12 protein-coding genes are annotated in these 18,325 nt (G+C 47.6%); 10 read left to right on the top strand and 2 right to left on the bottom strand.

The features are described from left to right. The 10 genes from EC604_RS16635 to EC604_RS16685 form a co-directional block, all read left to right on the top strand. The coding region (locus EC604_RS16635; RefSeq protein WP_123065241.1) for a TRAFAC clade GTPase domain-containing protein at positions 1-1,202 on the top strand (1,202 nt) is incomplete at its 5' end. Beyond that, entirely contained in the window at positions 1,202-4,444 is a 3,243-nt protein-coding gene (locus EC604_RS16640; protein ID WP_123065242.1) for a hypothetical protein, read from the top strand. The genes EC604_RS16635 and EC604_RS16640, both read left to right, overlap by 1 nt. Positions 4,445-4,970: 526 nt before the next feature. Further along, entirely contained in the window at positions 4,971-5,855 is an 885-nt protein-coding gene (locus tag EC604_RS16645) for an ABC transporter ATP-binding protein (protein WP_090924170.1), read from the top strand. A 102-nt stretch (positions 5,856-5,957) separates the two neighbouring features. Continuing rightward, positions 5,958-6,776: a ferric iron reductase gene (locus EC604_RS16650; RefSeq protein WP_161556963.1), complete on the top strand. Its 819-nt coding sequence runs from the start codon at positions 5,958-5,960 to the stop codon at positions 6,774-6,776. A 65-nt stretch (positions 6,777-6,841) separates the two neighbouring features. Further along, a complete protein-coding gene (locus tag EC604_RS16655; protein WP_090924172.1) occupies positions 6,842-7,321 on the top strand; it encodes a glutathione peroxidase in 480 nt (159 codons plus the stop codon). Between the two features lie 503 nt (positions 7,322-7,824). Next, positions 7,825-9,186 (top strand): FAD-dependent oxidoreductase, encoded by a 1,362-nt coding sequence (locus EC604_RS16660; RefSeq protein WP_123065244.1) that lies wholly within the window; start codon positions 7,825-7,827, stop codon positions 9,184-9,186. A 257-nt stretch (positions 9,187-9,443) separates the two neighbouring features. Continuing rightward, positions 9,444-10,301, top strand: coding sequence for a formate/nitrite transporter family protein (locus EC604_RS16665; protein ID WP_123065245.1), 858 nt, complete (start codon positions 9,444-9,446; stop codon positions 10,299-10,301). Between the two features lie 540 nt (positions 10,302-10,841). After that, entirely contained in the window at positions 10,842-12,905 is a 2,064-nt protein-coding gene (locus EC604_RS16675; protein WP_123065421.1) for a molybdopterin-containing oxidoreductase family protein, read from the top strand. 168 nt (positions 12,906-13,073) lie between these two features. Further along, positions 13,074-14,297 carry an MFS transporter gene (locus EC604_RS16680; protein ID WP_192895127.1) on the top strand — a complete coding sequence of 408 codons (1,224 nt, stop codon included), beginning with the start codon at positions 13,074-13,076 and terminating at the stop codon, positions 14,295-14,297. Positions 14,298-14,512: 215 nt separating this feature from the next. Next, a complete protein-coding gene (locus EC604_RS16685) occupies positions 14,513-15,430 on the top strand; it encodes a class I SAM-dependent methyltransferase (RefSeq protein WP_123065248.1) in 918 nt (305 codons plus the stop codon). 137 nt (positions 15,431-15,567) lie between these two features. On the opposite strand, the gene EC604_RS16690 is transcribed toward EC604_RS16685, so the two are convergent. Continuing rightward, positions 15,568-16,563: an ABC transporter substrate-binding protein gene (locus EC604_RS16690; RefSeq protein WP_123065249.1), complete on the bottom strand. Its 996-nt coding sequence runs from the start codon at positions 16,561-16,563 to the stop codon at positions 15,568-15,570. A 103-nt stretch (positions 16,564-16,666) separates the two neighbouring features. Then, positions 16,667-18,319, bottom strand: coding sequence for an AraC family transcriptional regulator (locus EC604_RS16695; RefSeq protein WP_123065250.1), 1,653 nt, complete (start codon positions 18,317-18,319; stop codon positions 16,667-16,669). Positions 18,320-18,325 lie beyond the last annotated feature (6 nt).

Raw genomic sequence — 18,325 nt, forward strand, 5'->3', positions numbered from 1 at the left:
ACGATATCGTATGTCCATACTGCTTTAGCAAATTCTCACCGGAAGAGGTTGTGTTCCGTGCGGCTCACCATCGTGACGATGACGAGGATTATGCACTCGGAGAAGATGCCAAGCTGAACCGATATCGGGAGCGCTTTGGGCTGGATACGGTGTTTGATATGGAAGCTGTGCTGTCACCTTATGATGTACCAGAAGAGCACCGAATTTATTCGGATAACATTGTCATGGGTCTGAATGATCGTTACGGTGTGATGACACGCCGACGTCTGTGCCCGCATTGTCATAATGAGTTGCCTGTAACAGCGGGTAAGGCGCCAAGCAATATCATTTCGATTATTGGTGCATCCCAGGTCGGGAAATCTGTGTATATGACTTCCTTAATTCATACGTTACAGCATTATACTGCGGATCATTTTGATGCCGCTTGTATGCCGCTGAACGCCGAGATCAGCCGCCGTTTCCGTGCCGATTATGAAGAACCACTGTTCGAACGAGGCGACTTGCTGGATTCCACGCAGAAGGAAAAGTTGCAGGAGCCATTTATTTTTCAGTTTGTGTTCAAGGACGAGGATAAAGCGCCGCTGACCCTGGTGTTTTTTGACGTGGCAGGTGAAGGTATGGTGGAGCAGGATTATCTGGGCTTGCACGGACAGCATATCAAAAACTCGGCAGGCATTCTGTTTATGGTTGACCCGCTCCAGATTCGTTCGATCCGGGACAAAATCCGCATTAACCTGGGCAACGAACCGGGTGAATGGACGCCGAAATACGATGAGCCGCGCGACGTGGTGCTGACCCTTTTCGGTGACTTTATCGCCTATCAGGACAAGGCCAAAACCAATATTCCAACCGCTGTCGTGCTTACCAAAAGTGACATGCTGCATTCTCTCAAGGACGAGGAGGGCGATTACATCAAATCCAACAGCAATGTGTTCCGCAACATGGTGCACCGCGATTGGTTCGACCTGACCGAGTTCGAGAATATCGACGGGGAGATTCGCCGTTTTATCGAGAAAGTGGATCGTCCGTTCAAAGGTACGATGGATGTGTATTTCAAAGACACTGCTTATTTTGCCGTATCTGCGCTGGGTAGCAATCCGGTAGATATGAAAATTCAGGGCGTGGTTAGTCCCATTCGTGTGGACGAGCCTTTCCTGTGGCTGCTATACAAACTCAAGTACATTGAGGGGAGAGTGGGATGATGCGTTCTACCAACACTCCGCCCATTGAACAGCAGATGTACACGAGAGAGCGGCGCGGGGTATTCCGGACAACGGAGGGATTCGATACGGTGGCTGCATCACCGGGACTGGACCCTTCTTTTATCAAAAAAGTACTTCATCCTTACTGTGTCTATGATGCTCCTGCGGAGCTGACAGGCCGAAGTGAAAAGGACGAGAGCAAGTTTCCGGCTTCCATGCACCTCCTGCATCTGGAGAGCGGCGAGACCATTCTCGGGCAAAATGTGTATCAGGCTGCGGATTTTACGGGCCTGCGCAGCGCGTTTTTCGCTCACAATTATGTTCTATCTCCGGCAAGCTCGGAAGAGTATATGAAACGTGGCGACTGGCTAGATACCGTGTTCGCCACCTCGTATGATATCGAGCAGGGCACGGAGCTGCCTGCGCTGACAGCGTTGCCAGTAGCGACAGAAGGTGGCGCAAGACTTGGAACTGAACTGCACGGCGGCAGCTTTGGTCTAAACGCGTCACCGAGCCAGATTCTAAGCGCTCTGAAAATGGATGAGACGTTGTTCAAGCGAATGCTGTATGCCGTGATGCAGTCTGTGGCGGCACGCCGCAAGGTGTACATAGCGCTTGATGTGCCAGCAGAGGAGGTAACAGCAGGAGCAAAGGCTTTGCTGCGTTTACTGTATAAGGCATTACCCTATGCATTCCGACGGCAGCTTGGTTTTATGACGTTTGCCAAGGAACCGCAGGCCAAGAAAGGTATTCATGTGCAATTTGTGGAGCGTGGTACGCTGCGTCCCAAGGATCGGAATACAGAGAAAGATTTTACCTTTGATCTTGTCTCTGGACGTGTCACACACGCGGACGCTTCGGTAGCGAAGTTACCTTATGCGGAATTCGCATGGTTCTTGATGCAGGATCCGGCAAGATCCGCCGAGTTTTATGGATTTGCCGATGAGATGCTTGCAGGTATGGAACCTGGACGTGAACTTTCCATTGAAGCCTATGGCGAGCTATCTGTATTTTACAGCCTCGAACAAGGTGTAGAGGATTTATATCTGAATAACAAACATGAGGTCTTGAGCGGATTGCTGACCTATTTGAAGCCGGAAGGCGGATTGCATGAACGTTCACGTCTGAACGAATTGTTCCTGACCTTGCTCAGCCGGGAACTGGATAGTGTACGGCGGGAAAATGTACCCGAAGAAGCGGTGGCTTCTCGCATCGGCGAGTATTTTCGGGTAGCCGCACCTGTGGTGAAGGCTCGGATCGTGGATTATTTTATCTACGCTGTCAACAATGCACGAGCGCAGAAACGGATGCGTGCTGTGCAAGAGCTGTATACCATTCTGGATCGGGATGCTCAGTTGAATCAGGCATTCTTTGATAAGGTGCTGGGCAATGCTTCGTTAACCAAACTGCTGTTTGAGCCATATCTGGACAATCAGCTGAAGCGTACCGAAACGGCAGCGGGCGTGATTGAGCTTATCCAGCGATGGGTTACGGCTCATCCTTCTGCCATCCAATCTGCTTTTTTGGTGGAACGATCTTGTACTGAACTCAGGGAAAGGCTGTGCTCTGCACCCGATCCGGTGCAATCGGCGAACGAAGCTCTTCAGCGGGTTAGCGTTTTGGATCGAATCACAGGAAACGGTGTGCTGGAACCGGAAATTACCGGACATATCGGGCAAACAGAGCTTCTTGCCGATTCAGGACAGCAGGCTACGGCTGCGCATCCTACCGGCAAACCAACCGCCCCATCCCTTCGTGGACAACAGGCTGCATATCAGGAGGCTTTAACCAAGCTGGCTGACAAGCTTGCTTATGTCATCAACTTGTTTATGATCCAGGATCTTGATCTGGAACGGGTGAATCGGGAACAGCTGTTACAGATCGATATTTTGCAACATGAGGATGAGGTTCGGGATTGGGCAGCACGTCAGGGCTCCGATGTTGCTTCACGAACCAATATGATGCTGGCTGCCAGAGCATGGCTTAGCGGTGATGGTAATGCGGAAGAAAGCATGGAGTCCCTCTCTCTTGCTGAGCGGGATGAGCTTCAGCGCTGGACTCGCCGCTGGCTCGCGGCAGAGCTACGGAATCAGCCGGGAACACCAGCGTACGAGGCATTGTCGCTTGCGTTTTATCGTGGGGGTAGCGGGAGTAATCGGCTTGATTATTCGGGTCTGATCGAGTTTGCACGCAGTCATACGGGCCACCCTGAAGAGATCTATACTTTTTTTGAATGGTCTGGTGCGCAGCGGATGTTTGTTCGCGGTTCTAACGCGCATAAAGGATATGCAGATGCCATCATCCTGTATTTCAAAACGCATGATCGGGAAGCGTTCCGATCCAAGTCTGCTTTTAAGCCGTACCATGCCAAAGCAGGAAAAGCGTTGAAGCCGGTCTATGATCGTGCCAAATCTGAGCTGGCCTCTCCGTTCATGCGCATGTTGACCGGTCCGAAGAAAAAGCGCTGGTTGAGCTTACTGCTGCTAATCCTGATTATCGGTATTGCAGGAGGTGCTTATGCTTTGATGAACAATTCATCTGAACCTGAGGCACAGCTACCCGTAGATCGAGAACCTGTAGCTGCCACGAATCCTGAAGAGAAGCCAGCAGACTACATTGCTTATATTGTTGCAGAGAACAAGCAGGAAGGGTCTAAATCACCAGCCCAATTAGTCATCCGCTTTCGGAGCGAGACGGGCGGAATTCCTTTTGAAAAGGGGAACCTCCAGTTGCGTATGGATGACGGAAGCATGAAGGAACTCAAAGTTACAGACCAGTGGACGAGCCTCGATCATAGTGAAGACAAAGCTGCAACGGATGACGTATCATCCGGTTCAGAAGGTTCAACAGGAACGGGAAATGAGTCCGAAGCAGATGCAAGTCAAAAATCAGATGATTCCACGGCTGATATAACAGACGGAGCCAAGCGGCAAGGGGATACTTCTACGCAACAAACCGTTTCAGGCTCATCAAGTCCATCGGATGATAAAACGAATGAGACATCGTCACAAAATCAAGGAAACACAACCGATGCTTCATCTGAAGTAACCTCATCAGTGGGCCCGACGGAAACGGAGAGTCTCAGTCCAAAACCCTTATCATCTACGGAGGCAGACCGCTTGTATCCCTATGGAATGCAGCTCACGCTCCCGGAAAATATCAATCCTGAGCATGTTGTGAGCATTGAGCAGGGTGCAGCGGGGTCGGAGATCAAGATCAATCTGATGCAGGAGCCACGTTAAAGTTAGAGCGAGGCATCTATGAATGATTTGAATGAATAGCTAAATAAATCGTATCCATAAGTCCATAAGATGTGATAACAGAGATGATCTTGAAACGAAAGTTTCAGGGTCATCTTTTTATGTGAGGAGCAAGTCTTAAATTCAGATGAGTATGTACGGTAGAGTTCTGACAGAATTTTGTTAGTTCACAAAATAGACATAATTTGATTGATTCAAATTAGGGTAATTAGGCGAGCAGTGAAAAATAGTACGTAATCATTGAGAAATGCTCTCATATAATAAGTGTCATAGTAGCCATTGAGATGTATACTTCCAGCGAAAAATGCCTTATATCATCAAAAAAATTGGGATTTTCGGTTGACAAGTGATAATGATTATCAGTATCTTTAGTGTAGCAGATTAAACAGTTTCTTTAAAAAGGTTAAAGCGTCGGAAAATTCAGAAGCATTGAATCAGAATATAATTTCAATTTTGTTGTTATGATAGCCGGAATACATACCGGGATTAATGAGAGAGGGATGATCGCATGTTTCGTCTGGAGACGTCCAAGCTGGATATCGCTTATGAAGAAAGACTAATTGTTGAGGATCTGAACATTCAGATCCCCCAAGGGAAAATTACCGCACTTGTGGGAGCCAACGGTTCGGGGAAATCAACAATTCTGAAGACGATGGCACGTATCATGTCTCCGAAAGCAGGCAGTGTGTTACTCGACGGCAAGTCCATCCATAAGCAGTCTACGCGTGAAGTTGCCAAGCAGCTTGCGATTCTGCCTCAAAATCCTACAGCACCGGAAGGGCTGACCGTTACAGAACTGGTTTCCTATGGTCGTTTCCCTTATCAAAAAGGATTCGGTTCCATGCGTGCAGAAGACAAACGCATGATTGAGTGGGCGATCGAAGTGACTGGCATGACTGAATTCCATGACCGTCCGATCGATCAGTTGTCTGGCGGACAACGTCAGCGTGCCTGGATCGCTATGGCACTTGCACAGGAAACAGACATTCTGTTCCTGGACGAGCCGACAACCTTCCTCGATATGGCTCACCAGCTTGAAGTATTACAGTTGCTTGAGCATCTGAATGCAACCGCTAATCGTACCATTGTGATGGTCGTCCATGACCTGAATCATGCATCCCGGTATGCACAGCATATGATCGGTATCAAGCAGGGTAAAGCCATTGCAGAAGGTTCGCCAGTAGAAGTGATGACCTCGGACGTACTGCGTGAAGTATTCAACATTGAAGCCGACATCGTTATGGACCCGCGCTCTAATGTACCTCTCTGCTTGCCATATGCACTCGCTGGGGAACGTCCAAAACCAGTTGCTCCTGAGACCAAGGTTGTTAACAGTGCGATGGTTCATGCAGCAGGTCGTGCGGAACATCGTGTGCAAGCAACAGGTAGTTAAAATAAACGAGTTGGATCGGATGTACGATCCTGAATTATAGAAATGAAGCCGCTGTGCGCTGTTAGCACGCGGCTCATTCGCATTCACAGGAGGTTTTCATTCATGGGCGCTATTAATTATACCTGGCTTGAACAATATGGACGTATATCGACTAAACCTGCGTTGAATCCCATTTACAATATACATTTGGCTTCGTTATGCGATGCAGAGCAGGCAAGAGACATGCTGACAGCTTACAACGAACATTTACGTGCAGATAGCTTGCAGACCACAGCGGTATATTTCATGCATTCTGTTCGTGGACTGTTGTTAGGCATTCACTATGTAAACGCGATGTGTGACTCGTTGCTGGATCTCTCACTGGATAATATCCAATTACAGCTTATCGTAAAAGAGGGGTACCCGGCATTTCATTTTCAACTGCTAAATGATACTGAACAGGTTCATCCCGCACCACCCATTAACGACGATCCTGACTCAGTCGCAGCTTCTACATCTACGCGCCAGGCGATGCTCACGGCTTATTATGGAGAACAGCTTCGGCCTTTAATTGAAGGAGTGGCACTGGCTGGCGGGGCAAATACCGGTCAGATGTGGGCACAGCTTGCGTCGATCCTGAGATGGTTCAAAACACTGGCTGTCCAGATGGAGATTACAGATCAGGAGCGAGAAGCGGTTATTCAGGGATATGAGCATGTGATTACGATGCCACCGGAAGTTATGGGATTACGTAAAAATCTGTTGAAATTCAAGTCGGTAGAGATCGACAGCCCGTATCAACCGGGGGAAAAGGTTTTAATGAAGTCAACATGCTGCCTGTATTATAAGGTGGATGGGGGTCAAGATTATTGTTACACCTGTCCCAAACTGAGCAAAGCCGAGCGGCAAACTCGATATGAGGCGATTGTGGCTTCGCGGTAAATTTGAAGTTCACACTTGAACACGTTTATAATTGGTATATTACGATCTCATAGGAGGAATTAGCAATGTCCGTATATTCGTACAAGGCGGTAACCACCGCAAATCAGGAAGTGCCGCTGGATATGTATCAAGGCAAGGTGCTCGTTATTGCAAACACAGCGAGTAAATGTGGATTGACCCCGCAATACGGTGAATTGCAGAAGCTCTATGACCGTTATCGTGATCAAGGCCTCGTCGTACTTGGTTTCCCTTGTAACCAATTTGGTGGGCAGGAGCCGGGGACAAGCGAAGAAGCTGAATCCTTTTGCCAGATTAACTACGGCGTTAATTTCCCGGTCTTTGCAAAAGTAGATGTGAACGGAGAAGAGGCTCATCCCCTCTTTCAATATTTGAAAGAACAACAGCCCGGCTCAGGTGAAACCAGCGACATTCAATGGAACTTTACCAAGTTCCTTGTGAACCGCGAAGGGGAAGTTGTTGGCCGCGTTGAACCAAAAGAATCACCAGAGTCCATGAGTGCTACGATTGAGCAATTGCTCGGTTAATGTGCTACATCGTTAAGATAAACGTATGATGACGAGAAGCCTGTCCTGCTATTTCGCAGGAACAGGCTTCTTTTATTTGTCTAAAGGGTTGCATCTGCACAGGGTAATCTACTCACTAAAGTACTTTAGTCACGAGTCAGATCTAAGTGGGAATACTATCAAATTGCTTCAATTTTAAATTATGTCCATTGTGTTCAATAGAAGGGATTAACATTGCATAAGGGATTAACATTGCGCTAAAACGGAATTTGAATGATTTGGAGAGCATAAGCAAAATGGTACTCGGGGAAAATGTAATCAGTGAAAATAAGATTGGGTCACTGTTTTATGAGGAAATCGACTTTTTTTGCAAAATCTATTGCAATGTGAAAAAGATCACATTATAATGAATATATAAAGTGAAATAAATCACAAGTAACTCATCAAACTAATAGTGAATTATTTCACAATCATAACCGTGTTTATTAACTCATTATTTTATATACTCCAAGGAGGAACTTCTCATGAAAATCGCAGTCATCGGATGTACACACGCAGGAACAGCAGCCATCGTAAATACCGCTAAATTATACCCGGATGCCACCATTACCGTATATGAACGCAATGATAATATCTCTTTCCTGTCATGTGGTATTGCGCTTTACGTAGGAGGAGTAGTAAAAGACCCTGACGGCTTGTTCTACTCTTCGCCGAATCAATTGGCAGATCTCGGAGTGGTGACCAAGATGCTTCACGAAGTTACAGCAGTAGATGCAAAAGGCCACACCTTGCGGGCTAAAAATCTGCAAACCGGGGAAGAATTTGAAGATACATTTGATAAACTGATCGTGACTACAGGTTCATGGCCTGTTGTACCGAAGCTGGAAGGCATCAACATGGATAACATCCTGCTTTGCAAAAACTACAATCACTCCAATACTATTATCGAAAAAGCGAAAGATGCGAAACGCGTTACTGTAGTCGGCGCAGGTTACATCGGTGTGGAACTGGTCGAGGCATTCCAGATGAACGGTAAAGAAGTGACGCTGATCGACAGTGTGGATCGTATTTTGAACAAATACCTTGATCCTGAATTTACAGATGGTATTGAAGATACGCTCACGAATAAAGGCATTAAATTAGCGCTTGGTCAAACCGTACAGAAATTTACGGGCGAGAACGGCAAGGTAACCAAAGTCATCACATCCAAGGGGGAATTTGAAACGGACTTGGTCATTCTCTGCATCGGATTCCGCCCGAATACAGAGCTACTTAAAGGTCAAGTAGATATGTTGCCAAACGGCGCAATCATCGTCGATAAATACATGCAAACCAGTCAGGAAGATGTTTTTGCTGCAGGCGACAGCTGTGCGATCCACTACAATCCTACCGGCAAAGCGGCTTACATTCCACTGGCAACAAACGCCGTGCGGATGGGTACACTCGTAGCGCGAAACCTGGTTCGTCCAACGACACCTTATATGGGAACACAGGGCACATCGGGTATCAAAATTTATGAGCAAAATATTGCAGGAACAGGGATGACCGAAATGTCCGCGAAAGAAGAGGGGCTTGTTGTTGAATCGGTTGTTCTGGAAGACAGCTACCGCCCTGAATTCATGCCAACGGCTGAGAAACTGCTGCTTAAAGTGGTCTACGAACAAGCGACTCGCCGGATTGTTGGTGCACAAGTGATGTCACAAGTGGATTTGACGCAGTCGATCAATACGATCTCGGTTTGTATTCAGAACAACATGACCGTGGATGAGCTGGCGTTTATTGACTTCTTCTTCCAACCCCACTACAACAAACCTTGGAACTTCCTGAACACAGCAGGCCTGCAAGCCCTGCCTCCAGTAGAGGTTAAAGCGCCAGAACTGGTGTAAATGGGTGAGGTAAGTCATCTACAACGTAGGCGGTTAGCAACGATATAGCATTCGGTACATCATAAAATAAAGACAGAAAGAAGGCTGACGATCTTATCGTCAGTCTTCTTTTTGATGGTCTAAGTGGAAAATGAGATCATCTTCTTGCGTTGATTTGTGATTATTTGCACAAAGTTTTCAACAAGACCGAGATACAATAAAACCATAGATGAATTCAATGATCTGCGAACCGACCGAAGACAAAGGAGAGATGACATATGGCGGCCAAAACGCCTTTAGAGGTTGCACAATATACGGCACAGGCTGGTGTTAAGAAAGCACAGAACCCGGTTTCTTCTGTGCTCATTCTTGGTTTCCTTGCGGGAGCCTTTATTGCGCTTGGGTTTCTGCTGGATATTCGCGTAATTGCATCTGCACCAGCGGAGTGGGGAAGCATTGCAACATTTATCGGAGCGGCAGTGTTCCCGGTAGGTCTGATTCTGGTCTTGATTGGCGGCGGAGAATTGCTGACGGGTAATATGATGGCTGTACCGCTCGCTGCAATCACACGTAAAATCTCTCCAGCCACTATGTTGAAGAACCTGCTACTTGTGACGGTGGGCAACCTGCTCGGTGCCCTGTTTGTGGCATTTTTCTTTGGTCATGTCCTTGGGCTTACCGCAGATGGTGTATACCTGACCAAAGTGGTCGATATGGCAGGACATAAATTGCATGATAGCTTCCTGCAGGCTTTTATCTCAGGCATAGGATGTAACTGGCTGGTGGCGCTAGCTGTCTGGCTGTCTTATGCAGCCGATACGATGAGCGGTAAAATTCTGGGCATTTGGTTTCCAACGATGGCGTTTGTGGCTATCGGCTTTCAGCACGTTGTGGCCAACATGTTTCTAATTCCAGCGGCGATCTTTGAGGGGCACTATTCCTGGGGGCAATATGTTATGAATTTCATCCCGGTTTGGCTGGGTAATTTGACGGGTGGAGCGTTGTTCGTAGCGGCTGCATATTGGATGGTATATCTGCGTAAAACAGAGCAAGCGGTCAAGCCGGAGACGGTTGTTCCTGCTATGGTTTCTCCTGTGGAAGCAGAAAGCAGAGCGATGTGGAGTAAACAGGCGTAACTCATGGCAGGGTCGACACTTAGGAGCATCCTAGCATTGTATTCGCAGAATAAATAGTCAGAATGTGAGAAAATAAACTGGCTCGTGAAATCAAGTTGGGATACGGGGAGTTATCAGATAAGAATATAGAAATAATGAAGTGAGATGATGCATTCATATCGCTTCGCGACAGGTTTGGTCGTGGGGAGGTGAGATGGGGTCATCTTTTTTTTGCCCAAAATTAAATTCGCCATGACAAGGTTCGGGGGAACGAAACCTGAGCATGGCGAATTTCGGGAGTGGTCCATGATATGGCATGAGGAGGAAGTGGGGAAACACCAGCCTAATGCCTTGTTCTTAATTTACCCCCGGGTTCAGAGAATGAATCATAGGCAACAAACTTTTTTCGAAATTAGAATTTTTGAATGGAATGATCGGTTTGCACACAATGTGCTACGCAGCAATGATGAAGATCTTGCCGATTTATTCTGTTCTCTTTACGTTATAACCCTGAACGGGATATGATATAGGGATAGCTATTGAAAGAGGGGGAGCCCAATGATGATTGAACAGGAGAATGGTGTATTTCCAGCGGTATGCCCGCTCGATTGTCCAGACACATGTGGTCTGCTATTACATAAAGAAAACGGTAAAATTACGAAGGTCACGGGTAATCCGGATCACCCGATTACGAAGGGCGCGATCTGTAATAAAGTTCGAAATATGACGGAGCGGGTGTATCATCCGGGGCGTCTTCAATATCCGATGCGGCGTGTCGGCGCCAAAGGTGAAGGCAAGTTCGAGCGTATCAGCTGGGACGAAGCCATTCAGGAAATTACGGGGAAGTTTAAAGACTTGTCTGCAACATATGGACCGGAGAGCATTCTCCCTTATAGTTTTTACGGAAATATGGGTGTGCTCGGCGTAGACGGCATGGATCGGCGTTTCTTCAATGCGCTTGGCGCAAGTATGCTGGAGCAAACGATATGTAATGCTGCCGGTAATACGGGCTGGAAATATACGATGGGAGCTAACCACGGCACGTTGCCTGAGGATACAGAGCATGCAGATCTGATTGTGGTGTGGGGTGGGAACATTGTCAGCACCAATATGCATCAGGTTGTGCTCGCGGAGAAGGCCCGCAAGAATGGTGCCAAAATCGTTGTCATTGACGTTCATCGCAATCGTACGGCGCAATGGGCAGACTGGTTTATTCCGCTCTATCCGGGTACGGACAGTGCACTGGCATTGGGCATGATGCATGTGCTGTTTGAGCAAGGACTAACGAACGAAGCGTTTATGCAAAAATATACCGTGGGACACGAAGCGCTACGCGAGCATGTGCGTAGTTACACCCCGGATCGCGTAGCACGTATTACAGGCGTGCCTGAAGAAACGATTGTGGAGCTGGCACAGCTCTACGGGGGAGCGCAGGCTGCTCATATTCACATTGGCAATGGCTTGCAGCATCATGACAATGGGGGCATGAACGTGCGCAGCATCGCCTGCTTGCCTGCAATTACAGGGCAGTGGCTGAAGCACGGCGGCGGTGCCGTTCGTACGAACAGCTACGCGAGCACTAACGGTGACGCGCTGGAGCGGCCTGATCTAAGGCAACATGCCGAGCCGCGGGTCGTAAACATGAACCGGATTGGCGAAGCACTGCTGGAAGCAGAGCAACCGATCCGAGCCATGTTGGTCTATTGCAGCAATCCGCTGGTGGTAGCACCGGATACGGAACGAGTGGAGCGAGGTTTTGCACGGGAAGATCTGTTTACGGTGGTTCATGACCTGTTCATGACCGATACGGCGAAATATGCAGATATTGTGTTGCCGGCCACCTCTTCTTTTGAAGCAACAGACCTCTACTTGTCCTACTGGCATCAGTATGTACAGCTACAAGAGCCGGTGATCGCGCCAATCGGCGAGAGCAAAAGCAATGTAGAACTGTTCTCGCTACTTGGACAAGCGATGGGGTATGATGCGGACATCTTTGGTGAGAAGCCGGAGCAGATGATTGAGAATGCACTTCAGGGCACGGAGAACCCTTATATGAACGGGGTTACACTGGATCGTCTGAAGAAAGAGCGGTTTGTGAAGCTGGACATGTCGGCCCACGAATCTTTCCTAGAACATCTGCCTACGCCATCAGGCAAGATTGAATTATACTCCGAGCAGATGGAACAGAAGGGACTGCCGCCATTACCGACATACTCCGCGCTAGTTGAAGGTTTTGATGGAGAGAATCCAGCTGGTCCAGAGGATGCATATCCGCTCATGTTTGTATCTCCGCCGAACCATAATTTCCTGAACTCCAGCTTTGGTAATTCGGCTAAACATCAACGGCTGGAGAAGATGCCGCTATTGCAAATTCATCCAGAGGATGCGGCCCGCCGCGAAGTACAGGATGGCGATGCGGTTGTGGTATGGAATGAACGGGGACGTATTGAACTGACCGCCAAAGTTACGGATGCCATGCTTCCGGGAACGGTCATCAGCCAAGGACTATGGTGGGACGGCGAGGGCAAAAAGCAACGCTCCAATTCCCTGACATCGGGCCGCTTATCGGATATGGGGAACGGTGCAACCTTTTTCTCGGCCACTGTTGAAGTGAAGCGGCAATGAGTGTGCTTGCGGCTTGATTATTTTGATGTAATATAGATTCATATTATATAATCTTTCAATCTACAGGCTTCCGCCGTGGCGAGTCATGCCACGTGTGCGGGAGCCTTTTGTGCGGACATTGGTTGGGGATGTCAGGCTAGAGGATGTAAGGAGTTTTGGACGAAAATGTTGAGATGGCTGGATAACTATCCAAAAGAAGTGAAAGTGTTTTTGCTGGCAAGTATGGTGAGTGCGACGGGCAGTGCTCTCATGTGGCCGCTGACGACCATGTATGTATTCGACGAGCTTGGACGCACGATGGCAAACGCGGGTTTTGTCATTTTGATTCAATCGCTGGGCGGTATTTTTGGACAGCTGCTTGGTGGCTCATTATACCATCGCGTAGGTGTGAAAAAACTAATCATTGGTTCGCTGGCACTAAACGCGGCAGGATTGTTTGCTTTGCCTTGGATTAGCGCGTACTGGGTTGTTTTTATCTGTGCAATGGGCTGGATTGGGTTATTCAGTTCATTATCCCTGCCTGCAATTCAAGCGTTTATCGGCTTCCGGTTTGCCGAGCGGCGCGGAGAACTGTTTAACATTATTTATGTGGCGAACAACATCGGTGTGGCGATTGGAACGGCGCTTAGCGGATTTCTCGCTGACTTTTCGTATCATCTGAGCTTTGTGTTAAACGGGGTGACCTCAGCAGGATTTGCGGTGTTCTTCTGGTTTTATCTGTCCCGGGTGGAGCCGGAGCAGGGAGAAGTACAGCTGACGAAACGCAAAACCGTACCAGACGGTCCAGGCATCTGGACACTGCTGGGAAATACTCGGCTGTATCTGTTTATGAGTCTGGGTGTGTTGTTCCTTTTGTTTGGTAACTCCATCTGGAATACAGGCGTTTCGCCTTATATTATTTCGGAAGGGTTGGAGAAAAGAATGTACGGTCTGCTCTGGACACTTAACGGTGTGCTGATCTTTGTGGGGCAGCCATTCACCAGTTGGGTAAAACGTACGATGGCTCGTACCTCCAGCGCCCAGATGACGGCAAGTGCCGTATTTTACGGCCTCGCCTACATCGTTATGATCACCACGTACAATTATACGGGCATGGTACTTGCGATGGTGCTGGCTACTTTCGGAGAGATGTTAATCTCACCCGCAACACCGGCGTTTATATCGGAGCATGCGGGGAGGGCAGCCCCTTTTTACATTGGTGTCTCGGGAGGAATCGGAGCGGTTGGACGTGTGATTGGGCCATATGCTATGGGCGTCATGTACGATAAACAAGGATTGATTCCTGTAGCTTGGCTGGCGACGGCAACAGCTGTAATGGCTCTGATTGGATTTGTACTGCATGCAGCGCTGAACCGTAACCGGGAGATGCGGGAGTACGGAATGGATGCATAGGGATGTAACCTAAGCGGATGGACGAAATGGACTTGACTAGTAATCATAATGAATGGAGCCTATTGAAAAAATATAGATTCTGATGATCTCATCTCAAAATGAGATTGACAAAAAAATGTATATATGCTATAATTTACATATATAAAATTTCCGTATATACTAAGGTTCTCCTGGCCAGGGGGACCTTATTTTTGTTGATACGGGAGGAACATGTGATGAGCCAGAAAAAGCAGTCCAGTATGACGTCTCTGATTTCAGCGTTTGCCCGAGCCTACCATATGGAGCATGATGAACCAATCGTCTTTCATGATTTTGTAGCTCGAAAGTTAATTACTTCAGAGGAGTTCACAGCTATTGGGGAAAACATGACAAGAGGCATTCATTTCTTTAACCCGAATGCGGATCATCAGTTCAGTGGCGACCCAAATCAGATGTTAAAATGGATAACCCAAGTCCAGCTGTCACCGATCACCCTGGCGCGCTCTGCCTATAGTGAACAGGTGATGCTGCAGGAAGCTGCACTGGGTGTGAAGCAGATGATTGTTCTTGGTGCAGGTATGGACACATTTGCGTTTAGACACCCGGAAATGGAGGATGAGTTGGACATATTCGAGGTAGATCTCCCGTCTGAACAGAAGTTAAAGAAAGAGCGTTTGAGGCAGGCAGAGCTGGTTATTCCGCACAATCTTCATTTTGTACCCATGGACTTTACCCGTGAAATGATTCATAGAGCTTCTTGGAGCAGTCTATTCAGAAATGTGAAAACCATGTTTACACTGCTTGGCGTTTCATATTATTTGTCCAAAGAAGACCTCTGCCGTTTAATTCATCACGCTTTTGCACCTCTTCCGGCTGGAAGTTCCATCGTGTTTGATTATGCAGATGAACATCTCTTTCAGGAGAAGGGCAGGTATAACCGTGTCGCGAATATGGTCAAAATGGCTGCGATGGGGGGCGAACCGATGCTGTCCTGCTTCACGTATAAGGAGATGGAACATCTGTTGGAAAAAGCAGGGCTTCTCATCTATGAGCATCTATCCCCTGTAGAAGTACAGGAACGGTATTTCAGTCAACGAACAGATGATTTGTCTGCCTTCGAGACGATTCATTTTATTCATGCGGTAAAAAAGTGAAATACAACTATACATTAAAGGTGCAAAAACTTATATGAGCAAACAGATGTAATATATGTTGCGTTCCCCTTCATACTAAAAACAAACGCCTGGAGAGGCTAGCTGGTCTCTCCAGGCGCTTGGCATTCATGATTGCGTTATTTGCGATTCTGGGCAGCACGCTCTATGATCATATCTGCCAATTCTTCAGCCTGACCCTGGATTGCAATCGGGTCAAAGTACCAATACCTATCCTCCTGCAATTCATACACCTGATTATTTTTTACTGCGGGAAGGGACTTCCAGACGGAATCACCCTGATAATTTTTATTTTTCTCACCAACGGTCAGGAAAATATGATCGCCTGCATAATCCCCAACAACCTCCCGTGAAATCTCTTTCCATTGAGTATCGCCCATCAGTTCTTTTCTGGTACGTTCAAGCGGGGCAAGTTCTAAAGCACGGTAAACCGCTTGTCCTCCTCGACCAAAGTTGTCTCCATATCCATAATAACTCTTGTCCGATACTTCAAGGATCGAGAAGGTTTCCTCTGGACGGATGACAGCCTTCACCTTGGCACTAGCGGCCTTTACCCGTTCGGTGTACGTTTTCAGCCAAGCTTCGGCTTCTTCGGATTTGTTCATAAGTTCTCCGAAGCCACGGATTTCATCTTGTACATTTGTGAAGGTACCGTAAGGAATAACTACGGTAGGTGCGATTTTCTGATAATTCTCAATTTCCTGAGCCTGGTCAGAGTAGGTGATAATCAGATCCGGATTCAAGGCGGCAACCTTTTCCAGTGATACAGCATTCCGATCACCAATACTTTCGATGCCCTTCACCTGATCCAAATAGTACGGATTCTCCAGATAATATTGAATAGAGCCAACCGGTTTCACACCCAGTGCAAGCAGATCACTTACGTACATGTCTGTAACAATTCTTTTGGGCTCAGCCGGAATTTCAACATCCCCGCTTAAGGACTTGTAGATTCGTTTAGCATCCGAAGGAACCGAACCGGACGACGGATCTGTGCTGGCTTCGGAAGTTCCAGGTGTGGCGTCTGTTCCCGCTCCGCTACCGCAAGCGGCCAGGATCATAAGCATGGTAAGCATAAGCAGCAAGGCGGCTAATCTGTTTTTAACAGCATACATGTAATGATTCCTCCCTATGTATAATTTATAAATAATAATGATTATTATTCTCATTAATAACATAGAGGAAGATGTTTGATTTGTACATGGACAACGATGATCACTAAGGCATGGACAGGTGTGATATGAAATGATGCATCATGTGTTTTAATTGCTTCATCATGGACAGAGGGTCAAAACCGTAGAACATATCTGCATCAATTTCGTATACACAACCGTTACGAATGGCCGCAAGGCTGCTCCATGATGCTGAATTCATCTGTGAGTGGACGGCTTGTTGTTCTGCAACTTCCTCAGGATAGGCTACAAATATGTGATCTGCGGCATACAAATGAATATCGGACAAAGGCACATGGATGTATCCGGATGGCAATTGTCCATCTTTGAGCATACGTGCCGGTGGTTGAAATCCAAGAGACTCATAAAGAATATGAGAAGCTCTGCCCCACCCATGACCAAAGATATATGCACCTTGTTCACCATTCAGGAATAAGCATACCGCCGAACCTCGGGTTTCACCCATCAGATTGTCCAAGGTCTGATTGGCTTCATGCTCCAACTGGTGATAACGGTGAATAATAGCTTGAGCTTTGGGCTCCAGACCTGTAATTCGACCGATCTCTATAAACTGCTGTTTCCAGTCCAGTTCTTCAAAAGGCATCAGAATGGTTGGCGCAATCATTCGCAATTCATTCAGTGCTGGATGAGGTGCATAGCCGATAATTATGTCGGGGTTGACCTTAGCGATCAACTGCGGATGAGCTAACAGTTCATGCTCCGCATACTGCCTTATTTGGTGTTGTACATGCTCATCAAGGTCGTGTTCCATCCAGCTCGCCACGGCGCATAAGTGAGGAATACAGCCCAGTGCCAGCAATGAGGCCGTATAGTTGTAGGTCAAAGAGACAATTTTCTTCGGAAAGTGCCGGTAATGACTAGGTGCTGCACCAACGATCTGTTTGAACTTGCGGCTCAGATAGAACGAATCTTTGTATCCGGTTAGCCGGGCCACTTCCTGTAATGTGGGACTTCCCAACAGCAAACATTCTTGAGCGATCCTGATCCGTAAACGGGATACATATTCGATGAAGGTAAATCCGGTATACCGCTTAAATTCCCGCGAAAAATGTTCGGGGCTCACATTCGATGCCTTGGCCAGTTGCTCACGAGTGAGAGGGTGCGCATACATCTCATGAATATAGCGGAGTGCACCATCCAGCCAAGAGTGATCTGGTTGCGGAAAAACAGTAGCTTGATCCTGCAGCATATCCAGAAGTTCATAAAAAAGAATATGTGGTCTGAACGGACTTAAATTTTGTCCTGACATGCATACTTGGGCCAGTTCTGCTGCTTTTTCAACAAGCAAGCGGCTGGATATTGGAGATGGGGAGCCAAACGGCCAGAAACGCTGTTCTTGATCGGTAAAATCGAAAGCGATGGCGATACCCTGTACTGGTGAGAGCGTACCACGATAGTGGTCATGTTGCAGCAGGCGGCCTGCGCGGCGAACAAATGCGGAGCCGGTAGTTAATGTCAGTTTGCCATCTGCTCCAATGAGTCTGGCCTGACCAGAGGTTATGACATACAATACATGGAGCGTGCTCCAGGATTCCTCAATATGGGCCAATGCTTCACGGTCGTGAAGCTGAACAAGATGTATAAGCTTGAATAGAGCGTCAGGAATAGGTTGTATGTAGGGTAAGGAAGCGAGCCAGGAATGCTCGTTGACTGGATCGGCTGGCTGGTTGTTTTTCATGACGTA

The organism is Paenibacillus amylolyticus (assembly GCF_003719335.1).
Taxonomy (GTDB): Bacteria; Bacillota; Bacilli; order Paenibacillales; family Paenibacillaceae; genus Paenibacillus; species Paenibacillus amylolyticus_D.